We start from the raw sequence: 15,396 nt of genomic DNA on the forward strand, positions 1-15,396 counted from the left end.
CTGCAGGACGATGTCTATCGGCAGAAGCTGCAGGTGATGTTCGGCAAGGGGTCGGCGCGGGATCTCAACCTGCGCCAGGCTGAGCAGTTGCTGACCGAGTTCAAGCGCCTGGGCTGGCAGCCACAGCCCAGCAAGCGAGCAGCCGGCAAGCCGCACAATTGGCGGCAACTGCCAGCGGAGGTCGAGGTGATCGAGGCTCAACTTACCAACATGGGGCTGCCTTGGAGCTACGCCGATGCGATCGCCAAACGCCAGTTTGGCGTAGCCAAAGTGGCCTGGCTGAAGAAGCCTGAACAGCTCAAAGCAGTGTTGGCTGCCCTGCATGTTGAGCAGGAGAAGCGCGGGCTTTTGGGTAGCGTGGAGGAGTTGCTCAAGCTGCTCGGCGAGCATGATCCAAACTGGAGGGTGGATCTGGAACACCTGCCCAAAGGCTGGGAGCGGCGACGTCCAATTCTCAAGAGCCTGGTCGAAACACTGCGTGCAGCAGCGTCTGCTCGGGGGCTCTTGTAATGCAATTGCAGTGCCCCTGCTGCGGCGAGCAGTTTCCGGTAGAGGCCGGGTTCGCAGATACCGACGGCAAGAGGCTGGCGGCGCTGTTTGCCGGCCTCGATCCGAAACTGGGCCGCGCAATACTCAATTACCTACGCCTGTTCAGTCCAGCCAAACGAGGCCTGCGCATGACGCGCGCCATAAAGCTTGTGGAGGAGCTGCTCAACCTGGTCAATACAGGCACAGTGCAAAAGGATGCCCGCTCCAACGACACCAAGCCGGCTTCGCCACGTCTATGGACCACCGGTATCGAACAGATGATCACCGGCCGCGAGCGCCTGCAACTGCCGCTTGAGAACCACAACTACCTGCGCGCGGTGGTGTGGGGCCTGGCCAGTGATCCAGCGCAGGCTCTGGCCGCTTCCTCAAAGCGGCCGCAGGCCGGTGGACCCAGCACCCAGCAATTGCTCCAAGACCAAGTCGGTCGAATTCAGTCCGATATCGTGTTGGGGCTGATTACTAAAGAGGATGGAGAGCGCCAGATCGCGGCGCTGAAGGGGGGAGCATGAAGCAGAGTTCGATTCTGGCGGAAACTCGCCATGAGCTGCTGGACGACATTGCGGCACATACAGCAACAGTACTGTCTGAACATGGTATTGACGCTGGCCTGGCTGAACAGGCCGGCCATGCGGTAGCTGACCATCTGGCGAACCAGTGGCGTGGCGCCACGCTGTACATCCCCTCCGACTATCGCCACCAGGTTACCAAGCGTGATCTCCAGATTCTCTCCGAGTTCAACGGACGAAACCATCACGCCCTGGCCCGGAAGTACGGACTGACGCCCAGTTCTATATATAAGCTGTTAAAGCGTATTCAGGATCGTAAGTTCGAACGTGACCAGGGCAAACTGGACCTCGGCGACGGCCTGGCTTGACCGGCCGCCGCCTTTTCATCCTTGGAAACTCTTTTTCAAAGCCTATCCCACTAAATCCCTTTCCCTTCCTCTATATCCCACAATTTTCTCGCTTTACCCTTCTGGTTTATCTCACTCTCTCTCATTTTGCTGAAAACAGAGCGCCAGCAGAGCGCACCCCCAGCCTTGCCGTGTCGAGTGCCGAACCATGATGAGGACCCATCCCGTCGCCGATCGTGGCGATCTCCATGCCGACCACCTGGACCTGGCCGCCGCCCGTTCCTGGATGTCGAAGGTCTGCGGGCCGCACCGGCTCGAAGCGGCGAGCCCGGGACTGGTGCAGTTCCAGCACCACGGCAACGTGCTGAAGTCGATGTGCACCACCCTCGGCTACATCGGCTACGGCACCGACGTCACCATCACCGTCGAGGATGCCGCGGCGTTCAACGCCTACAGCCTGAGCCTGCCGCTCAGCGGCGAGCAGGAGCTGTGCCGGGGCGGGCTGCGCCTGCTCTCCGACGTCCGCCGCGGGGTGATCATCGCGCCCAACGAGCGCCAGGAGCTGAGCATCGCCGGGGACTGCCGCAAGCTGCAGGTGGTGATCGACCGCACGGCGATGCGCAAGGTCCTGGAGGAGATGTTGCAGCGGCCGATCGATACGCCCTTGCGCTTCGATCCGGAAATGGATGCCCTGGACGGCGCCTCCGCGTCCTGGTGGCGCACCGTGCGGCACATCAGCGAGGAGATGGCGCGCAGCGAACTCTACGCCCAGGCGTTTTTCAGCAGCGACCTGGAACGCGCGCTGATCAAGGGACTGATCCTGGCCCAGCCGAACAACTACAGCGAGGCCCTGCAGCAGGGCCTTGGCGGGCGCCCGCCGCACTACCTGCTGCGCGCTCGCGAGTTTCTCCAGGCCAACGCCCGCGAGACCCTGAGCCTGGAGGACGTGGAACGCGCCGCCGGGGTCTCGCGGTTCAAGCTGTTCGAGGGCTTCCGTCGCTACTTCGGGGTGTCGCCGATGAGCTACCTGAAGCACTACCGGCTCGCCGCGGTGCGCGAGGAGATCCTCGCCAGCGGCGGCGCCCGCAGCATCTCGACGATCGCCCTGGGCTGGGGCTTCAGCCACCTCGGACGCTTCTCCGTGGACTACCGCAAGCGCTTCGAGGAATCCCCGAGCATGACCCAGCGCCGCGCCGCGCGGCGCTCCTGAGAGGGCGTTCAGGCGTCCTCGCGGCCGATCAGCGCCAGGCAGCGCCGCAGGTGCGGGGAGCCGTCGCCCTGGCGCCGGCTGACGATGATCGGCGAGGTCAGGGAGGCGTCGGCCAGGGCCTGGTAGGCGACGTCGTCGCGGTGCTGCAACTGCACCGAGGCCGGCACCAGGGTCGCGCCGAGTCCGGCGGCGACCAGGCCGATGGCGGTCTGCATCTCGTTGGCCCATTGCGTCACGCGCAGGCTCAGGCCGTGGGTGGCGAACAACGCCAGCACGTGGTCGGCGTAGCTCGGCCGCGGCTGGCCGGGGTAGAGCACGAACGGCTCGCGCGACAGGCGCTCCAGGCTCAGCGGCTGGCCGAGCAACGGGTGGCCGGCGGGCAGGGCGGCGACCAGCGGCTCTTCGCTGAGCACGCTCTGGCGGATCGCCGGGTCGTCGATGCGGATGCGTCCGAAACCGATGTCGATGCGCCCGCTCTTCAGCGCCTCGACCTGTTGCAGGGTGGTCATCTCCAGCAGGCCCAGCTCCAGCTCCGGGTCGCCGCGCAGGTGGCGGATCAGCTCCGGCAGCACGCCATACAGCGCCGAGGGCACGAAGCCGATGCCGAACCACTGGCGCTGGCCCTGGCCGATCCGCCGGGTGCTGTCGCAGATGCTCTCCAGTTGGTCCAGGAGCGTCGCGCTCTGTTCGTGGAAGAAGCGCCCGGCTTCGGTCAGGCGCAGCGGCCGGCCGCGCTCCAGCAGGGCCACCCCGAGCATTTCCTCGAGTTGCTGGATCTGCCGGCTCAGCGGTGGCTGGGCGATGTGCAGTTGCTCGGCGGCGCGGGTGAAGTTGAGGGTCCGGGCCAGCGCCTGGAAGTAGCGCAGGTGACGAAGCTCCATGATACCTCCAGGGTATGGTTCGAGAGGAAGATGATATTGGACCCCAGTGAAGAAGGCGATGAATGCTTGGCCGAAACGACGGCGAAACCTGCTCGGTATCGAGCGAGCCTTGAGCGGCGAACCGTCGAAAACCCGACCGCAACCCTGGTGGACCCCCGAGAATGAGCCAAACCGTGATCCAAAGCCTCGAGTCGATCATCGTCGACCTGCCGACCATCCGCCCGCACAAGCTGGCCATGCACACCATGAACCGGCAGACCCTGGTGATCCTCCGCCTGCGTTGCAGCGACGGCATCGAGGGCCTCGGCGAAGCCACCACCATCGGTGGCCTGGCCTACGGCAGCGAGAGCCCGGAGAGCATCAAGAGCAATCTCGACGCGCATTTCGCTCCGTTGCTGCTGGGCCAGCCGGCGGACAACGTGAATGCCGCGATGCAGCGCCTGGACCGGCACATCAGGGGCAACACCTTCGCCCGCTCGGCGGTCGAGACCGCCTTGCTCGACGCCCATGGCAAGCGCCTCGGCCTGGCCGTCAGCGAACTGCTCGGCGGCCGCCTGCACGACAGCCTGGAGGTGGCCTGGACCCTGGCCAGCGGCGACACCGGCCGCGACATCGAGGAAGCCGAGCGGATGCTCGACCTGCGCCGCCACCGGCACTTCAAGCTGAAGATCGGCGCCGGTGAGGTGGATGCCGACGTGGCCCACGCGATCGCCATCAAGCGCGCCCTTGGCGAGCGCGCCAGCGTGCGGGTGGACGTCAACCAGGCCTGGGACGAAGGCGTTGCCCAGCGTGCCTGCGCGACGCTCGGCGACAACGGCATCGCCCTGATCGAACAGCCCATCGCCCGCCACAACCGCATCGGCCTGGCGCGCCTGAGCAGCCGCGGCGGCGCGCCGATCATGGCCGACGAGGCCATCGAGAGCGTCGAGGATGCCTTCCACCTGGCTCGCGAGGGCGCCGCCCCGGTGTTCGCCCTGAAGATCGCCAAGAACGGCGGACCGCGCGCGGTGCTGCGTAGCGCGGCGATCGCCGAGGCGGCCGGGATCGGCCTGTACGGCGGGACCATGCTCGAGGGCGGCATCGGCACCCTGGCCGCCGCCCACGCCTTCGTCACCCTCGACCGCCTGGCCTGGCACAGCGAACTGTTCGGCCCGTTGTTGCTGACCGAGGACATCCTCCTCGAGTCGCCGCGCTACCAGGATTTCCACTTGCACGTGCCGCGTGCGCCGGGTCTCGGCCTGGCGCTCGACGAGGAGCGCCTGGCGCGCTTCCGCCGGCGCTGAAGCCATTCCGCAGACAGAGGAGAAACGACCGATGCTATTCCACGTGAAGATGACCGTGAAGTTGCCCGTCGACATGGACCCGCAACAGGCCGAGCGGCTCAAGGCCGAGGAGAAGGAAATGGCCCAGCGCCTCCAGCGCGAGGGCAGCTGGCGGCACCTCTGGCGGATCGCCGGGCACTACGCCAACTACAGCCTGTTCGACCTGCCCAGCGTCGAGGCGCTGCACGACACCCTGACCCGGCTGCCGCTGTTTCCCTACATGGACATCGAGATCGACGGGCTTTGCCGGCATCCCTCGTCGATCCATGCCGACGACCGCTGAGATTCCCTTCCCACGCCCGACAACAACAAGCAGAGGCAAACGCCATGACCGTGAAGATTTCCCAGACTGCCGACGTCCAGCGCTTCTTCGAAGAGGCCAGCGGCCAGCTCAACGAACGCGGCGATCCGCGCACCAAGGCCCTGGTGCGGCGCATCCTCGACGACACGGCGAAGTTGATCGAAGAGATGCAGGTCACGCCCGACGAATTCTGGAAAGCGGTGGACTACCTGAACCGCCTGGGCAGCCGCCAGGAGGCCGGCCTGCTGGCCGCCGGGCTGGGCCTGGAGCATTACCTGGACCTGCTGCTCGACGCCCAGGACGCCGAGGCCGGCCTCACCGGCGGCACGCCGCGCACCATCGAAGGGCCGCTGTACGTCGCCGGCGCGCCGCTGAGCGACGGCGAGGCACGGATGGACGACGGCCGCGACCCCGGCACCGTGATGTTCCTCCAGGGCCGCGTCAGCGGTCCCGACGGCCAGCCGCTGGCCGGAGCCATCGTCGACGTCTGGCACGCCAATACCCAAGGCACCTATTCCTACTTCGACAGCAGTCAGTCCGAATACAACCTGCGCCGGCGCATCCGCACCGACGCCGACGGCCGCTACCGTGCGCGCAGCATCGTGCCCTCCGGCTACGGTTGCCCGAGCGACGGCCCGACCCAGGAGCTGCTCGACCGCCTCGGCCGCCACGGCCAGCGGCCGGCGCACATCCACTTCTTCGTCTCGGCGCCCGGCCATCGCCACCTGACCACCCAGATCAACCTGGCGGGCGACCGCTACCTGTGGGACGACTTCGCCTATGCCACCCGCGATGGGCTGATCGGCGACCTGCGCTTCAACGACGACCCCGTCGCGGCCCGCGACCGCGGCGTGGAGGGCGGACGCTTCGCCGAACTGGATTTCGACTTCCAGCTCCAGGCCAGCCCGGCACCCGCCGCCGAGCGCCGCAGCCAGCGGCCGCGGGCATTGCAGGGGTAAGGCGGGGAGCGGGGAGGGCGGCTGGTCGCTGGCGACCATGCCGCCTTCTTCCGCCAGGCGCGACGGCGGATAAAAAAAGGCGCCATGACTGGCGCCTCAGGACTTGTCCAAAGGAGCAACCCAAAAAGGACAAGTGTATTGCTCGGTGAAAGGCTGCTCAGCCGTTGCCGTTCTTGCGCTCGGCGCATTTGCTGCGGTCGGTCTTCTGCGCTTGCGCTTCCAGTTGTTGCTTCTGCAGGCGCTTCTCGCGCAGTTCTTTCTGCGCGGCGCGGAATTCGGCGTTGTACTGCCAGGAGCGTTCGCTGCCGTCCTGGGCCTGGGCAGTGGCGGCGCCGGTCGCCAGCAGGGCGGCCAGCAGCATCGGGATGATCTTCATGGCAAACCTCTCGGGTTGGCTCGTCGCCGGGGCGAGGTATTCGTCCCGTTTGAGCAAAGAGTAAGAGCGGACGGATTACCCGAGGGTGAGTGGAAAATTACGTTTCCGATAACTTCGGCGATGCTCCGTTGCATGGCGGAGGAGTCTGCGCGAAGCGCATTAAGTGCGAGTTAAGATTGCGGAAAAGTAATCCCCGCCTCATGTCTGCGTCATTTCCCCGGATCCAGAATCAGCCTCACGGTCAATGCCGGTTGCGGCAGGACTGCGCGGGGGCGCGATCGACCAGAAGTTCACGCACAGCCAGCGCCGCAAGGCATGGCCGCAGAAGAAAAACAGACATGAACCGATCTGGAGCAATCGCCATGCAAGGGGATGGAAAGAAACGACTGTGGACGCTTCCACTGCTGCTGGGCGCTGGAGTGATGGCCTCGGCCGTCGCCGAGGAGAACGCCGAGCGGAGCAAGGAAGGTTTCATCGAGGGCAGCGAGGTCAACCTGCTGCTGCGCAACTTCTACTTCAACCGCGACTTCCGCAAGGGCCAATCGAGCCCGGCGGGCGGCGGCTATACCGAGGAATGGGTGCAGGGCTTCATGGCCAACTTCTCCTCGGGCTTCACCCAGGGCACGCTGGGCGTCGGCATCGACGCCTTCGCCCAGCTCGGCGTGCGCCTGGACAGCGGCGGCGGGCGTTCCGGCGCCGGCGGTAGCGTCGACCTGCTGCCCTATGACGACCAGGGTCGGCCGCAGGACGACTATTCGCGAGCCGGCGGCGCGGTCAAGCTGCGCTGGTACGGCACCGTGCTGCGGGTCGGCGACGTGTTCCCGGAAACCCCGGTGATCCAGTACGGCAACAGCCGGCTGTTCCCCTCCAGCTTCCGCGGCTTTACCCTGGTCAACGACAGCCTGGCGAAGGGCCTGACCCTGCAGGCCGGCAAGCTGAACTCGATGACCCAGCCGAACAGCACCAGCGGCAGCGACGACTTCTACAGCTTCTACACCGGCCGGCGCATCGACTCGCCGTGGGTCGCCTACGCCGGCGGCGACTACCAGGCCACCGAGCACTGGAGCATCAGCCTCTACGGCAGCCGCCAGAAGGACGCCTGGGACCAGTACTACGCCGGCACCAGCTTCAACTATCCGCTGGACGACAAGCTGTCCCTGCTCGGCGGCGCCAACTACTACAAGGTCAAGGACCAGGGCAGGCAGGTGATGGGCGAACTCGACAACGACATCTGGAGCGTGCGCGGCGGCTTCGCCTACGGTCCGCACCAGGTGCTGCTGTCGTACCAGCGCAACAACGGCGACGACGACTTCGACTACCTGCGCCAGACCGACTCCATCTACCTGGACAACTCGATCCAGTACAGCGACTTCAACTCGCCCAAGGAACGCTCGCTGATGCTCCGCTACGACCTCGACATGGCCGCCTTCGGCGTGCCGGGGCTGAGCTTCATGACCCGCTATGGCAAGGGCTGGGACGCCGATTATTCGAATGCCAACAGCGTCTACATGCGCACCGACGCCAACGGCAACCCGCTGACCAACCAGGGCCGCTGGGAACGCGACGTGGAGGTCAAGTACGTGGTGCAGGGCGGCGCGGCCAAGGACCTGGCGTTCCGCGTGCGCCAGGCCACGGTGCGCTCCGACAGCTTCGAGTCGGACCTCGACGAAGTCCGCCTGATCGTCGAATACCCGCTGCAAGTCCTCTGAAGGCGCGCCGCCGCCCCGTCCGGGGCGGCGCTCTGCGACAGCCCGTTGCTGGCGGCTGCGCGGCGGCGCTGCTACTTTCCTCTGGGTAGGCGGGCCGAAGGGCGGTTCCTGGCCGGGCATGGCTTCGACCTGCCGGTGGGCGCCGCGACCCGAACCTCGGCCACGCCATTCCACCCATGCCGCCCGGGCACCGGCGTGCCCGTGGCAGCCCAGGCTACGGGCGCCGCGTAGCCAGCCAAGCGGGAGTCGACATGGCCTCGTGGACCTTGGTGGACGCCAGTGCGATCGCTGTCCGCCATCCCTACACCTTCTACAAACCGGACGCGGAGACCATCGACCGGGTCGCCGCCGGGGAAAGCGTCAAGCTGATCTTCGCCTTCGATACCGACAACCCCGATGCGCCGCGCGCCGAGCGGCTCTGGGTGACGGTCGAGGGCATCGAGGCGGATGGCGCCTTCAGCGGCCGCCTGGACAACTATCCGCAATACATCCGCGACCTGTCGCTGGGCGAGCGCATCGTCTTCGAGGCGCGGCACATCATCAACACCGAGCACGACCCGCGGGAAACGCCGATCTCGCGCTATGCCCGGCGCTGCTTCGTGACGCGCCGGGTGATAGACGAGGGGAAGGCGGTCGGCTACCTCTACCGCGAGGCGCCGGAAGAGGAAAACGACAGCGGCTGGCGGCTGATGGCCGGCGACGAGTCGGACGACTACATGAATACCGCCGGGACCACCGCCTACGTCAGCCTGGGCTCGGTGCTGAACGCCGACGACAGCATCCTGCCGCTGCTCGACGCGCCGCCGGGACGGGCGTTCGAGCGGCTGGCCGACGGTTCCTTCATCGAGGTGCAGGGGCCGGAGGGTTGAGCCTCAGCCAGGCAGCTCGGCGAGGAAGCGCTCCAGGCGCTCGGCCAGGGCCAGGTAGTCGTCGGGACTGCGGTTGCTGCCCATCTTTCCCGACCTGACCCGCCTGGCGTCGCTGCGCTCGCGCTCGGCGCGGCTGGCGAGGGCCAGGCGCAGGGCGCTGGCCCGCGCCGGCGACTCCTCCAGCAGCGGTCGTGCCATGATCCGCGCGGCGTCGGCGTCGCCGTATTGCAGGGCGAGGAGCACCGTATTCGGGTCGGAGACCGCGCCGAGCCGCAACAGGCGTTCGGCCAGGACCGCATCGAGGTGCGCGGCGCCGATCTGCAGGCTGTCCTGGTGCACCGCGACGCCCTGGTCGAGCAGCCATCCGGCGGCCTCCAGGCGCCCGCGGGCGAGGCAGGCCTCCAGCACGCCGCCGCGTCCGCGCAAGGTCTCGGCGAAGTCGCAGCCGGCATCGCGCAGGCGTTGCAGCAGGTCGATATCGCCGTCTTGCGCAGCTTCGGCCAGGGCCAGTTGACGCAGCCTTGGCTCGGCGGCCAGGCTGCCGTCGGCGAGGGCCGGCCGCCAGTCGAGGATGCGCTGGCGCAGCAGGACTTCCAGGCGGCCCTTCAGCGCCTTGCCGGGCTCCCCGGCGGCCTCCAGGGCGTCCAGCGCTTCCAGTAGCTCGTCGGCCACGCCGCAGGCGTTCTCGGCATCGAACGGATCCTGTTCGAAGGACAACAGGCGGAACAGCCCGCCGACATCGTCGGCCAGGCGCGTCAGCGAATCCTGGTGCAGGCGTCCGGCCCAGGCCGGCGGCAGGCCGTGGCTCCAGGCGATTACCGCGCCATGCTCGGGGCCGGGTTCGACGCAGACGTAGAGCCGCTCCAGGTATTCGAAGCCACCGAACGGCAGGTAGGCCAGCTTGCCGTTCCAGTCGCGGCCTTCTTCTGCCGCGGCTTCCGCCGCCAGCTCGCGCTCGTGTTCGATCCAGCCCCAGAGGTCGTGGTAGCCGTCGCTGTCCGGATAGAACAGTTCGCTGAAAGAGAACGGGTGGCGGTGGCCGTCGTAGTCGACTTCCAGGTCATAGCCGAGGCGCCCGCCGAAACAGGTGCGCCAGAGGCGCAGCAGGTCTTCTGGAATCGGTCCGGCCAGGCCTTCGGCAAGACGCTGGACATGTTCGGCGGACACCGGCGGCTGGGCGTCGTATACCACGCAGCCGTCGAACACGGCCAGGCGATGGGCCAGCAGGAGTTGGCGTTCGGCGGGGGAGAGTTCCATTCTCTGTGGTCCTGTCGATTCGGGGCGGCCACTCTAGCACGGCGAGGGTGCGCGTTCCGCAACGCCTTGGCTATCATGCGCGGCTTTCCATCCGCCCTGGCCGGAGTCCGTCGAACCATGCACACCTTGCAGCAACTGCGCAGCGGCGAACTGGCCGGCGCCACGCGCCTGGACCTGTCCTGCGGCCTGCGCGAGTTCCCCCGGGAAATCTTCGAACTGGCCGACTCCCTGGAGGTGCTCAACCTCAGCGGCAACGCCCTGGACAGCCTGCCGGACGACCTCGGGCGGCTGCATCGTCTCAAGGTGCTGTTCTGTTCCGCCAACGACTTCGCCGAATTGCCGGCGGCGGTGGGCGACTGTCCGGCGCTGAGCATGGTCGGCTTCAAGTCCAACCGCATCGAGCGGGTGCCGGCCGCGGCCCTGCCGCCAGCGCTGCGCTGGCTGATCCTCACCGACAACCGCATCGCCACGCTGCCCGAGGAACTGGGCCGCCGGCCGTTGCAGAAGCTGATGTTGGCCGGCAACCGCCTGGAGGCCTTGCCCGAGAGCATGGCCGCTTGCGAAGGCCTGGAACTGCTGCGGATCGCCGCCAACCGTTTCCAGCGCCTGCCGGCCTGGCTGGCGACGCTGCCGCGCCTGGCCTGGCTGGCCTACGCCGGCAACCCGTTGTGCCGTCTGCCGGCGCTGGCCGACAGCGGCATCGCCGCGCTGGACTGGAGCGAGCTGAGCCTGGAAGGGCTGATCGGCGAAGGAGCCTCCGGGGTCATCCATCGCGCCGGCTGGCGCCAGCCGGACGGCTCGACGCGCACGGTGGCGCTGAAGCTGTTCAAGGGCGAAGTGACCAGCGATGGCACCCCTGCCAGCGAGATGGCCGCCTGCCTGGCGGCGGGGCGCCATGCGCAATTGATCGAGGTGCTCGGCCGGCTCGCCGGGCATCCGCAAGGGCGCGACGGGCTGGTGCTGGAGCTGCTCGACGACGCCTATCGCAACCTGGCGGGGCCGCCGAGCCTGGAGTCCTGTACCCGCGACGTCTATCCGCCGGGACTGCGCTTCGAGCTGGCCACGGCGCTGCGCCTGGCGGCCTCGCTCGCCGGGTTGATGGCCCATCTGCATGGACGCGGCATCAGCCATGGCGACTTCTATGCGCATAACATCCTCTGGCGCGAGGATGGCGCCTGCCTGCTGGGCGATTTCGGCGCCGCGTCCTTCCTCCCGGACGACGCCGTGCTTGCCGGCGCCCTGCGGCGTCTGGAAGTGCGTGCCTTCGCCTGCCTGCTGGAGGAGTTGCTCGAGCGCAGTGAGGCGCTGCCGGGGCAGGCCTCGCTACGTGCGGCGCTGGTCGAGTTGCAGCGACGTTGCGCGCTGCCACGGGTGAGCGAGCGGCCGGACTTCGGCGAGATCCAGGCGATCTTGCGCGACCTTGCCGCTCGCAGCCAGGCGTTTCCTCAAGTTCGATGAATTTGCCCGAGATTGACCGCAGGCTGATAAATATCAACGCAGTTCTAGCGGGCTTGGAGCTAGACTGACAAGTATGTCAGGAACGCGGCCAACGAGGGTAAACATGGATTCCTACGGCGTCACTTTCGCAATCATCGTGCTGGGCATGCTCTTCATCGGCACGGGTTTCACCAAGCGCGACACGCCGTTCGGCCTGTTCCTCATGTGGGTCGGGGTGATCTGCATGCTGGCCATCATCAGCTACCGCATCTATATCGCCACCCATTACTGAAGCGCCACCCGCGCCCGCAATGGCGGGCGCGGAGGTCCGCCGCTCAGTCGCGCGTCTCGCCCATGGCCCGGGCATAGCCGGACGGGGCGAAGCGCAGGGTCACCAGCAACATCGCCACCACGCTCGCCGCGAGCAGCAGCCAGGAGGCCTGGAAGCTGCCGGTGGCGTCGCGCAGCCAGCCGGTCAGGTAGGGCACGATGCCGGTGATGATGAAGCCGATGCCCTGCACGAAGGCCGCCAGGCTTCCCGCCGCACGCGGCTCGTGGAGGTGGTCGAGGGTCAGGGTCAGGCTGAGGGCGAAGCAGGCGCCCAGGCCGTAGCCGATCAACGCCACCCACAGCGCCGCGTGCTGCAGCGGCATCGACAGCAGGCCGCAGAAGCCGCCGAGCTGGACCAGCAGCGCGGCCAGCAGCCAGGGCCGGCGGTCGAGGCGGCGGCGAATCAGCAGCGGCACGCTGAGCGCGGCGAGCACCTGGAAGATGGTCATGATCCCGACCAGCCCGCCGCTGTCCTGGGCGCTCCAGCCGAGCTGGCGGTAGTACACCGGCAACCAGGCCACCATGCTGGTGTAGCCGCCGTTGATCAACCCGAAATACACCGCCAGCAGCCAGCCACGGCGATTGCCGAAGAAGTGCCGGACCGGCCCCTCGCCAGCGCTCGGCAGCACCTCCCTCGGCCGCGCGAACATCCACAGCAGCAGCGCCAGCAGGGCCGGTACGGCCCAGGCGCCGAGGCCGGCCTGCCAGCTGGAGAAGTGTTCGGCGATCCGCGGGCTGAGCACCGCCGCGGTTCCGCCGCCGGCCATCAGCGAGGCCGAGTAGAGGCCCATCGCCGCCGGGACCCGCCTCGGGAACCAGCGCTTGACCACGCCCGGTACCAGCGCCTGGATGATCGCCACGCCGCTGCCGGCCAGCGCGGCACTGGCGATCAGCGCCAGCCCGCTATCCAGTTCCAGGCGCCAGAGGCAGGCCGCGGCGATGGCCAGCAGTCCGCAGACGATGCCGCGGTGCTCGGCCAGCCAGCGCCCGAGCCAGGGCAGCAACAGCGCCACCAGGCCCATGCAGAGCACCGGCAACACCGTCAGCAGCGACGCACCCTGGAAGCCGAGACCGGTGCCGGCGGTGATTTCCTCGAGCAGCGGGCCGATGCCGGTGAGGATCGGTCGCAGGTTGATGCCGAGGCAGAAGATCACCAGCAGGCCGACCCAACTGACCTCCGCCGCGCCGACGCCGGTGGCGGCCTGGCCGCCGGAAGGGATTCGCGCGCTCATGCCTGGCGTTGCCGCCATTGCCGGTACAGACCCTCTTCGCCGGCAGGACGCAGGGCGCGTAGCGGCAGGCTCTGCCGCTGTGGCGGGCGCGCCATCTCGGCGTAGAGCGTGGCCGTGGACAGGCCGAACGCTTCGCCGTCCTCGTTGGAATAGGCGAACCAGGCCGCCTGGATGCCGCAGAGATGCATGGCGGCCAGGCACATCGGGCAGGGATGGCCGCTGGCGTAGATCACGCAACCGTCCAGGCGCGGGCTGCCGAGCGCCTGGCTGGCCTGGCGGATCGCCTGCAGCTCGGCGTGGGCGCTGGGATCGTGGGTCTCGTGGATCTGGTTGACGCCGCGGGCCAGGACCCGCCCGTCGCGCACCAGCACGGCGCCGAACGGGCGGCCGCCGGCCTCGACGTTGGCGCGGGCGAGGGCGATGGCCTCGCGCATGAAGGTTTCATCGGACATGTCTTTCTCCTTCGCTTTCATTGGGCGCCGGCGGCCAGCAGCAGCCGCTCGATCCCGCCCTGGCCGCGCTGGCGGGCGTGGGCCAGCGGGCTGACGCCGTCGGCATCGGCCAGGTTGACGTCGGCGCCGGCGTCGATCAGCAGGCGCACGATCTCCTGGTGGCGCGGACCGCCGTCACTCAGCAGGATCGCCTCGAGCAGCCCGGTCCAGCCGAGCTTGTTGACATGGTTGGGATCGACCCCGGCTTGCAGCAGCGTCTTCACCACTTCCACATGGCCGCGTTCGCAGGCCGGGATCAGCGCGGTGCCGCCATAGCGGTTGGTACTCTTCAGGTCGGCGCCGTGGAGCAGGGTCAGGCGCAGGATTTCCAGGCGGCCCTCGGCGCCGGCCAGCAGATACGGACTGTCGAGCCGGCTGTTCTGCCGGTTGACGTCGGCGCCGGCCTCGATCAACTGGCGCGCCACCGCCAGGTGGTCGTTGGCGGTGGTCAGCAGCAGCGGGGTGCTACCGTCGGCGCTGGGCGCGTCGACCTCGACCTTGCGTTCGAGCAGGCTGGCGACCTGCGCGGTATCGCCGCGACGCGCGGCTTCGAGCAATGCTCCGGCGTCGCTCGCGCCGGCGCCTCCGCTGAATGCTGCGCAGACCAGCATGGCTCCGCTCCTGCATAGATTGGCCAGGGACATGTCGATGGGCTCCGATAGGCGTTGGCGAAAAGTATGGCGTCGATGTCATGTATGCTGAAATTAAATGATGTAATGCCTTTCAGTGGGAGTGTGCATGCTCGATCTGGTCCTGCTCCGTACCTTCGTCAGCGTTGTCGACACCGGCAACTTCACCCGCGCCGGCGAACACCTGCACCTGACCCAGTCCACCGTCAGCCAGCAGGTCATCCGCCTCGAACAGAACCTCGGTTGCCGCCTGCTCGACCGCAGCCAGCGGCAGGTCTTGCCGACCGAGGAAGGCGAGCGCCTGCTTGGCTACGCGCGGCGCCTGCTGCGGCTCTCGGACGAGGCCAGCGAGGCCCTCAGCCCGGCCCATGGCGACGGTGTGCTGCGCCTTGGCGTGCCGGAAGACCTCGCCGGCGAAGTGCTGATGCCGGTGCTGACGCGCTTCACCGAAGAGCGTCCGCGACTGCGCCTGGAGGTCGAGAGCGGTCTCAGCCATCACCTGCTGCGCCTCTATCGCAGCGGCGAGCTGGACCTGCTGCTGGTCAAGCAGTGGGGGGCCGACAGCGACTGCCATGCACGCTGGGCCGAGCCGCTGGGCTGGTTCGGCAGCGCCGCGCGGCCGTTCGGCGAGGGTTCGCCGGAGGAGCCGGTGCCGCTGGTGGTGTTCCCGGTCGGCGCGCTGTATCGCCAGGAGATGATCCATGCCCTGGAGAGCATCGGGCGTCGCTGGCGCATCGGCTATTCCAGCGCCAGCCTGGCCAGCCTGGTGGCCGCGGTCGGCGCCGGACTGGGGGTCAGCCTGCTGCCGCTGGGCTGCGTCGGGCCCGAGCATCGCCTGCTTGGCGCGCAGGCCGGCTTCCCGCCCATCGCTGGCCTGGAGCTGGCGCTCTACGCGCGGCCCGAGCTGGACAGCGCCGGGCGCACCCTCCGCGACCGCCTGCGCGACCTCTGCGATGCACGCCTGGAAGGGTTGCAGGGCGAGCGCTGAGCA

At 67.9% G+C, this 15,396-nt stretch carries 18 protein-coding genes; 12 read left to right on the top strand and 6 right to left on the bottom strand.

Annotated features, from left to right (window positions below):
• The 4 genes from HMPREF2924_RS29210 to HMPREF2924_RS29225 form a co-directional block, all read left to right on the top strand.
• The coding region (locus HMPREF2924_RS29210) for a regulatory protein GemA (protein ID WP_070700841.1) at positions 1 to 510 on the top strand (510 nt) is incomplete at its 5' end.
• The gene (locus HMPREF2924_RS29215) at positions 510 to 1,058 is read left to right on the top strand and encodes a hypothetical protein (protein WP_003117363.1); all 549 of its coding nucleotides are present in this window, start codon (positions 510 to 512) and stop codon (positions 1,056 to 1,058) included. The genes HMPREF2924_RS29210 and HMPREF2924_RS29215, both read left to right, overlap by 1 nt.
• Complete coding sequence (locus tag HMPREF2924_RS29220; RefSeq protein WP_003127781.1) at positions 1,055 to 1,423, top strand: Mor transcription activator family protein; 369 nt, start codon at positions 1,055 to 1,057, stop codon at positions 1,421 to 1,423. The genes HMPREF2924_RS29215 and HMPREF2924_RS29220 overlap by 4 nt, the downstream gene beginning before the upstream one ends.
• A gap of 187 nt (positions 1,424 to 1,610) precedes the next feature.
• Positions 1,611 to 2,612, top strand: a complete 1,002-nt coding sequence (locus HMPREF2924_RS29225) for an AraC family transcriptional regulator (protein ID WP_023094703.1) — start codon at positions 1,611 to 1,613, stop codon at positions 2,610 to 2,612.
• A gap of 8 nt (positions 2,613 to 2,620) precedes the next feature.
• On the opposite strand, the gene HMPREF2924_RS29230 is transcribed toward HMPREF2924_RS29225, so the two are convergent.
• Positions 2,621 to 3,493, bottom strand: a complete 873-nt coding sequence (locus HMPREF2924_RS29230; protein WP_003089870.1) for a LysR family transcriptional regulator — start codon at positions 3,491 to 3,493, stop codon at positions 2,621 to 2,623.
• Positions 3,494 to 3,654: 161 nt separating this feature from the next.
• Here HMPREF2924_RS29230 and HMPREF2924_RS29235 point away from each other — a divergent pair, with 161 nt between their 5' ends.
• The 3 genes from HMPREF2924_RS29235 to catA are packed head-to-tail and all read left to right on the top strand — an operon-like array spanning position 3,655 to position 6,075.
• A complete protein-coding gene (locus HMPREF2924_RS29235; RefSeq protein ID WP_003131300.1) occupies positions 3,655 to 4,776 on the top strand; it encodes a muconate cycloisomerase family protein in 1,122 nt (373 codons plus the stop codon).
• 31 nt (positions 4,777 to 4,807) lie between these two features.
• Positions 4,808 to 5,098 carry a muconolactone Delta-isomerase gene (gene catC / locus HMPREF2924_RS29240; RefSeq protein ID WP_003089864.1) on the top strand — a complete coding sequence of 97 codons (291 nt, stop codon included), beginning with the start codon at positions 4,808 to 4,810 and terminating at the stop codon, positions 5,096 to 5,098.
• A 44-nt stretch (positions 5,099 to 5,142) separates the two neighbouring features.
• Positions 5,143 to 6,075: a catechol 1,2-dioxygenase gene (catA, locus tag HMPREF2924_RS29245; RefSeq protein ID WP_003131302.1), complete on the top strand. Its 933-nt coding sequence runs from the start codon at positions 5,143 to 5,145 to the stop codon at positions 6,073 to 6,075.
• A 157-nt stretch (positions 6,076 to 6,232) separates the two neighbouring features.
• Here the strand turns inward: catA and HMPREF2924_RS29250 are convergent, their stop codons facing one another.
• Positions 6,233 to 6,451, bottom strand: a complete 219-nt coding sequence (locus HMPREF2924_RS29250) for a hypothetical protein (protein WP_003089862.1) — start codon at positions 6,449 to 6,451, stop codon at positions 6,233 to 6,235.
• 362 nt (positions 6,452 to 6,813) lie between these two features.
• On the opposite strand from HMPREF2924_RS29250, the gene HMPREF2924_RS29255 reads away from it, so the two are divergent.
• Complete coding sequence (locus tag HMPREF2924_RS29255) at positions 6,814 to 8,160, top strand: OprD family porin (protein ID WP_003131304.1); 1,347 nt, start codon at positions 6,814 to 6,816, stop codon at positions 8,158 to 8,160.
• 251 nt (positions 8,161 to 8,411) lie between these two features.
• Positions 8,412 to 9,029 (top strand): immunity protein Imm33 domain-containing protein, encoded by a 618-nt coding sequence (locus HMPREF2924_RS29260; protein WP_003089860.1) that lies wholly within the window; start codon positions 8,412 to 8,414, stop codon positions 9,027 to 9,029.
• A gap of 3 nt (positions 9,030 to 9,032) precedes the next feature.
• Here HMPREF2924_RS29260 and HMPREF2924_RS29265 read toward each other — a convergent pair whose 3' ends face one another.
• Positions 9,033 to 10,286 (bottom strand): SMI1/KNR4 family protein, encoded by a 1,254-nt coding sequence (locus HMPREF2924_RS29265; RefSeq protein WP_003131306.1) that lies wholly within the window; start codon positions 10,284 to 10,286, stop codon positions 9,033 to 9,035.
• Positions 10,287 to 10,403: 117 nt separating this feature from the next.
• Between HMPREF2924_RS29265 and HMPREF2924_RS29270 the strand changes: the two genes are divergently transcribed.
• Entirely contained in the window at positions 10,404 to 11,744 is a 1,341-nt protein-coding gene (locus HMPREF2924_RS29270; RefSeq protein ID WP_023084198.1) for a leucine-rich repeat-containing protein kinase family protein, read from the top strand.
• Positions 11,745 to 11,847: 103 nt separating this feature from the next.
• Positions 11,848 to 12,015 (top strand): hypothetical protein, encoded by a 168-nt coding sequence (locus HMPREF2924_RS29275; RefSeq protein ID WP_003089849.1) that lies wholly within the window; start codon positions 11,848 to 11,850, stop codon positions 12,013 to 12,015.
• A gap of 43 nt (positions 12,016 to 12,058) precedes the next feature.
• On the opposite strand, the gene HMPREF2924_RS29280 is transcribed toward HMPREF2924_RS29275, so the two are convergent.
• The 3 genes from HMPREF2924_RS29280 to HMPREF2924_RS29290 are packed head-to-tail and all read right to left on the bottom strand — an operon-like array spanning position 12,059 to position 14,387.
• Positions 12,059 to 13,285, bottom strand: coding sequence for a CynX/NimT family MFS transporter (locus tag HMPREF2924_RS29280; protein ID WP_003131310.1), 1,227 nt, complete (start codon positions 13,283 to 13,285; stop codon positions 12,059 to 12,061).
• Positions 13,282 to 13,737 carry a nucleoside deaminase gene (locus HMPREF2924_RS29285; protein WP_003109548.1) on the bottom strand — a complete coding sequence of 152 codons (456 nt, stop codon included), beginning with the start codon at positions 13,735 to 13,737 and terminating at the stop codon, positions 13,282 to 13,284. Before HMPREF2924_RS29285 ends, HMPREF2924_RS29280 begins: the two co-directional genes overlap by 4 nt.
• A 17-nt stretch (positions 13,738 to 13,754) precedes the next feature.
• Positions 13,755 to 14,387: an ankyrin repeat domain-containing protein gene (locus tag HMPREF2924_RS29290; RefSeq protein ID WP_003131312.1), complete on the bottom strand. Its 633-nt coding sequence runs from the start codon at positions 14,385 to 14,387 to the stop codon at positions 13,755 to 13,757.
• 127 nt (positions 14,388 to 14,514) lie between these two features.
• On the opposite strand from HMPREF2924_RS29290, the gene HMPREF2924_RS29295 reads away from it, so the two are divergent.
• Entirely contained in the window at positions 14,515 to 15,393 is an 879-nt protein-coding gene (locus HMPREF2924_RS29295; protein WP_003089840.1) for a LysR substrate-binding domain-containing protein, read from the top strand.
• Positions 15,394 to 15,396: the final 3 nt, after the last annotated feature.

It is taken from the genome of Pseudomonas sp. HMSC063H08 (assembly GCF_001813645.1).
Lineage (GTDB): Bacteria > Pseudomonadota > Gammaproteobacteria > Pseudomonadales > Pseudomonadaceae > Pseudomonas > Pseudomonas aeruginosa.

Excerpts from the sequence above, each read along its gene's own strand:
- HMPREF2924_RS29280 (WP_003131310.1), bottom strand. The coding sequence starts at position 13,285 with ATGAGCGCGCGAATCCCTTCCGGCGGCCAGGCCGCCACCGGCGTCGGC.
- HMPREF2924_RS29270 (WP_023084198.1), top strand. The coding sequence starts at position 10,404 with ATGCACACCTTGCAGCAACTGCGCAGCGGCGAACTGGCCGGCGCCACG.
- HMPREF2924_RS29275 (WP_003089849.1), top strand. The coding sequence starts at position 11,848 with ATGGATTCCTACGGCGTCACTTTCGCAATCATCGTGCTGGGCATGCTC.
- HMPREF2924_RS29255 (WP_003131304.1), top strand. The coding sequence starts at position 6,814 with ATGCAAGGGGATGGAAAGAAACGACTGTGGACGCTTCCACTGCTGCTG.
- HMPREF2924_RS29220 (WP_003127781.1), top strand. The coding sequence starts at position 1,055 with ATGAAGCAGAGTTCGATTCTGGCGGAAACTCGCCATGAGCTGCTGGAC.
- catC (WP_003089864.1), top strand. The coding sequence starts at position 4,808 with ATGCTATTCCACGTGAAGATGACCGTGAAGTTGCCCGTCGACATGGAC.
- HMPREF2924_RS29225 (WP_023094703.1), top strand. The coding sequence starts at position 1,611 with ATGATGAGGACCCATCCCGTCGCCGATCGTGGCGATCTCCATGCCGAC.
- HMPREF2924_RS29285 (WP_003109548.1), bottom strand. The coding sequence starts at position 13,737 with ATGTCCGATGAAACCTTCATGCGCGAGGCCATCGCCCTCGCCCGCGCC.
- HMPREF2924_RS29235 (WP_003131300.1), top strand. The coding sequence starts at position 3,655 with ATGAGCCAAACCGTGATCCAAAGCCTCGAGTCGATCATCGTCGACCTG.
- HMPREF2924_RS29215 (WP_003117363.1), top strand. The coding sequence starts at position 510 with ATGCAATTGCAGTGCCCCTGCTGCGGCGAGCAGTTTCCGGTAGAGGCC.
- HMPREF2924_RS29290 (WP_003131312.1), bottom strand. The coding sequence starts at position 14,387 with ATGCTGGTCTGCGCAGCATTCAGCGGAGGCGCCGGCGCGAGCGACGCC.
- HMPREF2924_RS29230 (WP_003089870.1), bottom strand. The coding sequence starts at position 3,493 with ATGGAGCTTCGTCACCTGCGCTACTTCCAGGCGCTGGCCCGGACCCTC.
- HMPREF2924_RS29260 (WP_003089860.1), top strand. The coding sequence starts at position 8,412 with ATGGCCTCGTGGACCTTGGTGGACGCCAGTGCGATCGCTGTCCGCCAT.
- HMPREF2924_RS29295 (WP_003089840.1), top strand. The coding sequence starts at position 14,515 with ATGCTCGATCTGGTCCTGCTCCGTACCTTCGTCAGCGTTGTCGACACC.
- HMPREF2924_RS29250 (WP_003089862.1), bottom strand. The coding sequence starts at position 6,451 with ATGAAGATCATCCCGATGCTGCTGGCCGCCCTGCTGGCGACCGGCGCC.
- HMPREF2924_RS29265 (WP_003131306.1), bottom strand. The coding sequence starts at position 10,286 with ATGGAACTCTCCCCCGCCGAACGCCAACTCCTGCTGGCCCATCGCCTG.
- catA (WP_003131302.1), top strand. The coding sequence starts at position 5,143 with ATGACCGTGAAGATTTCCCAGACTGCCGACGTCCAGCGCTTCTTCGAA.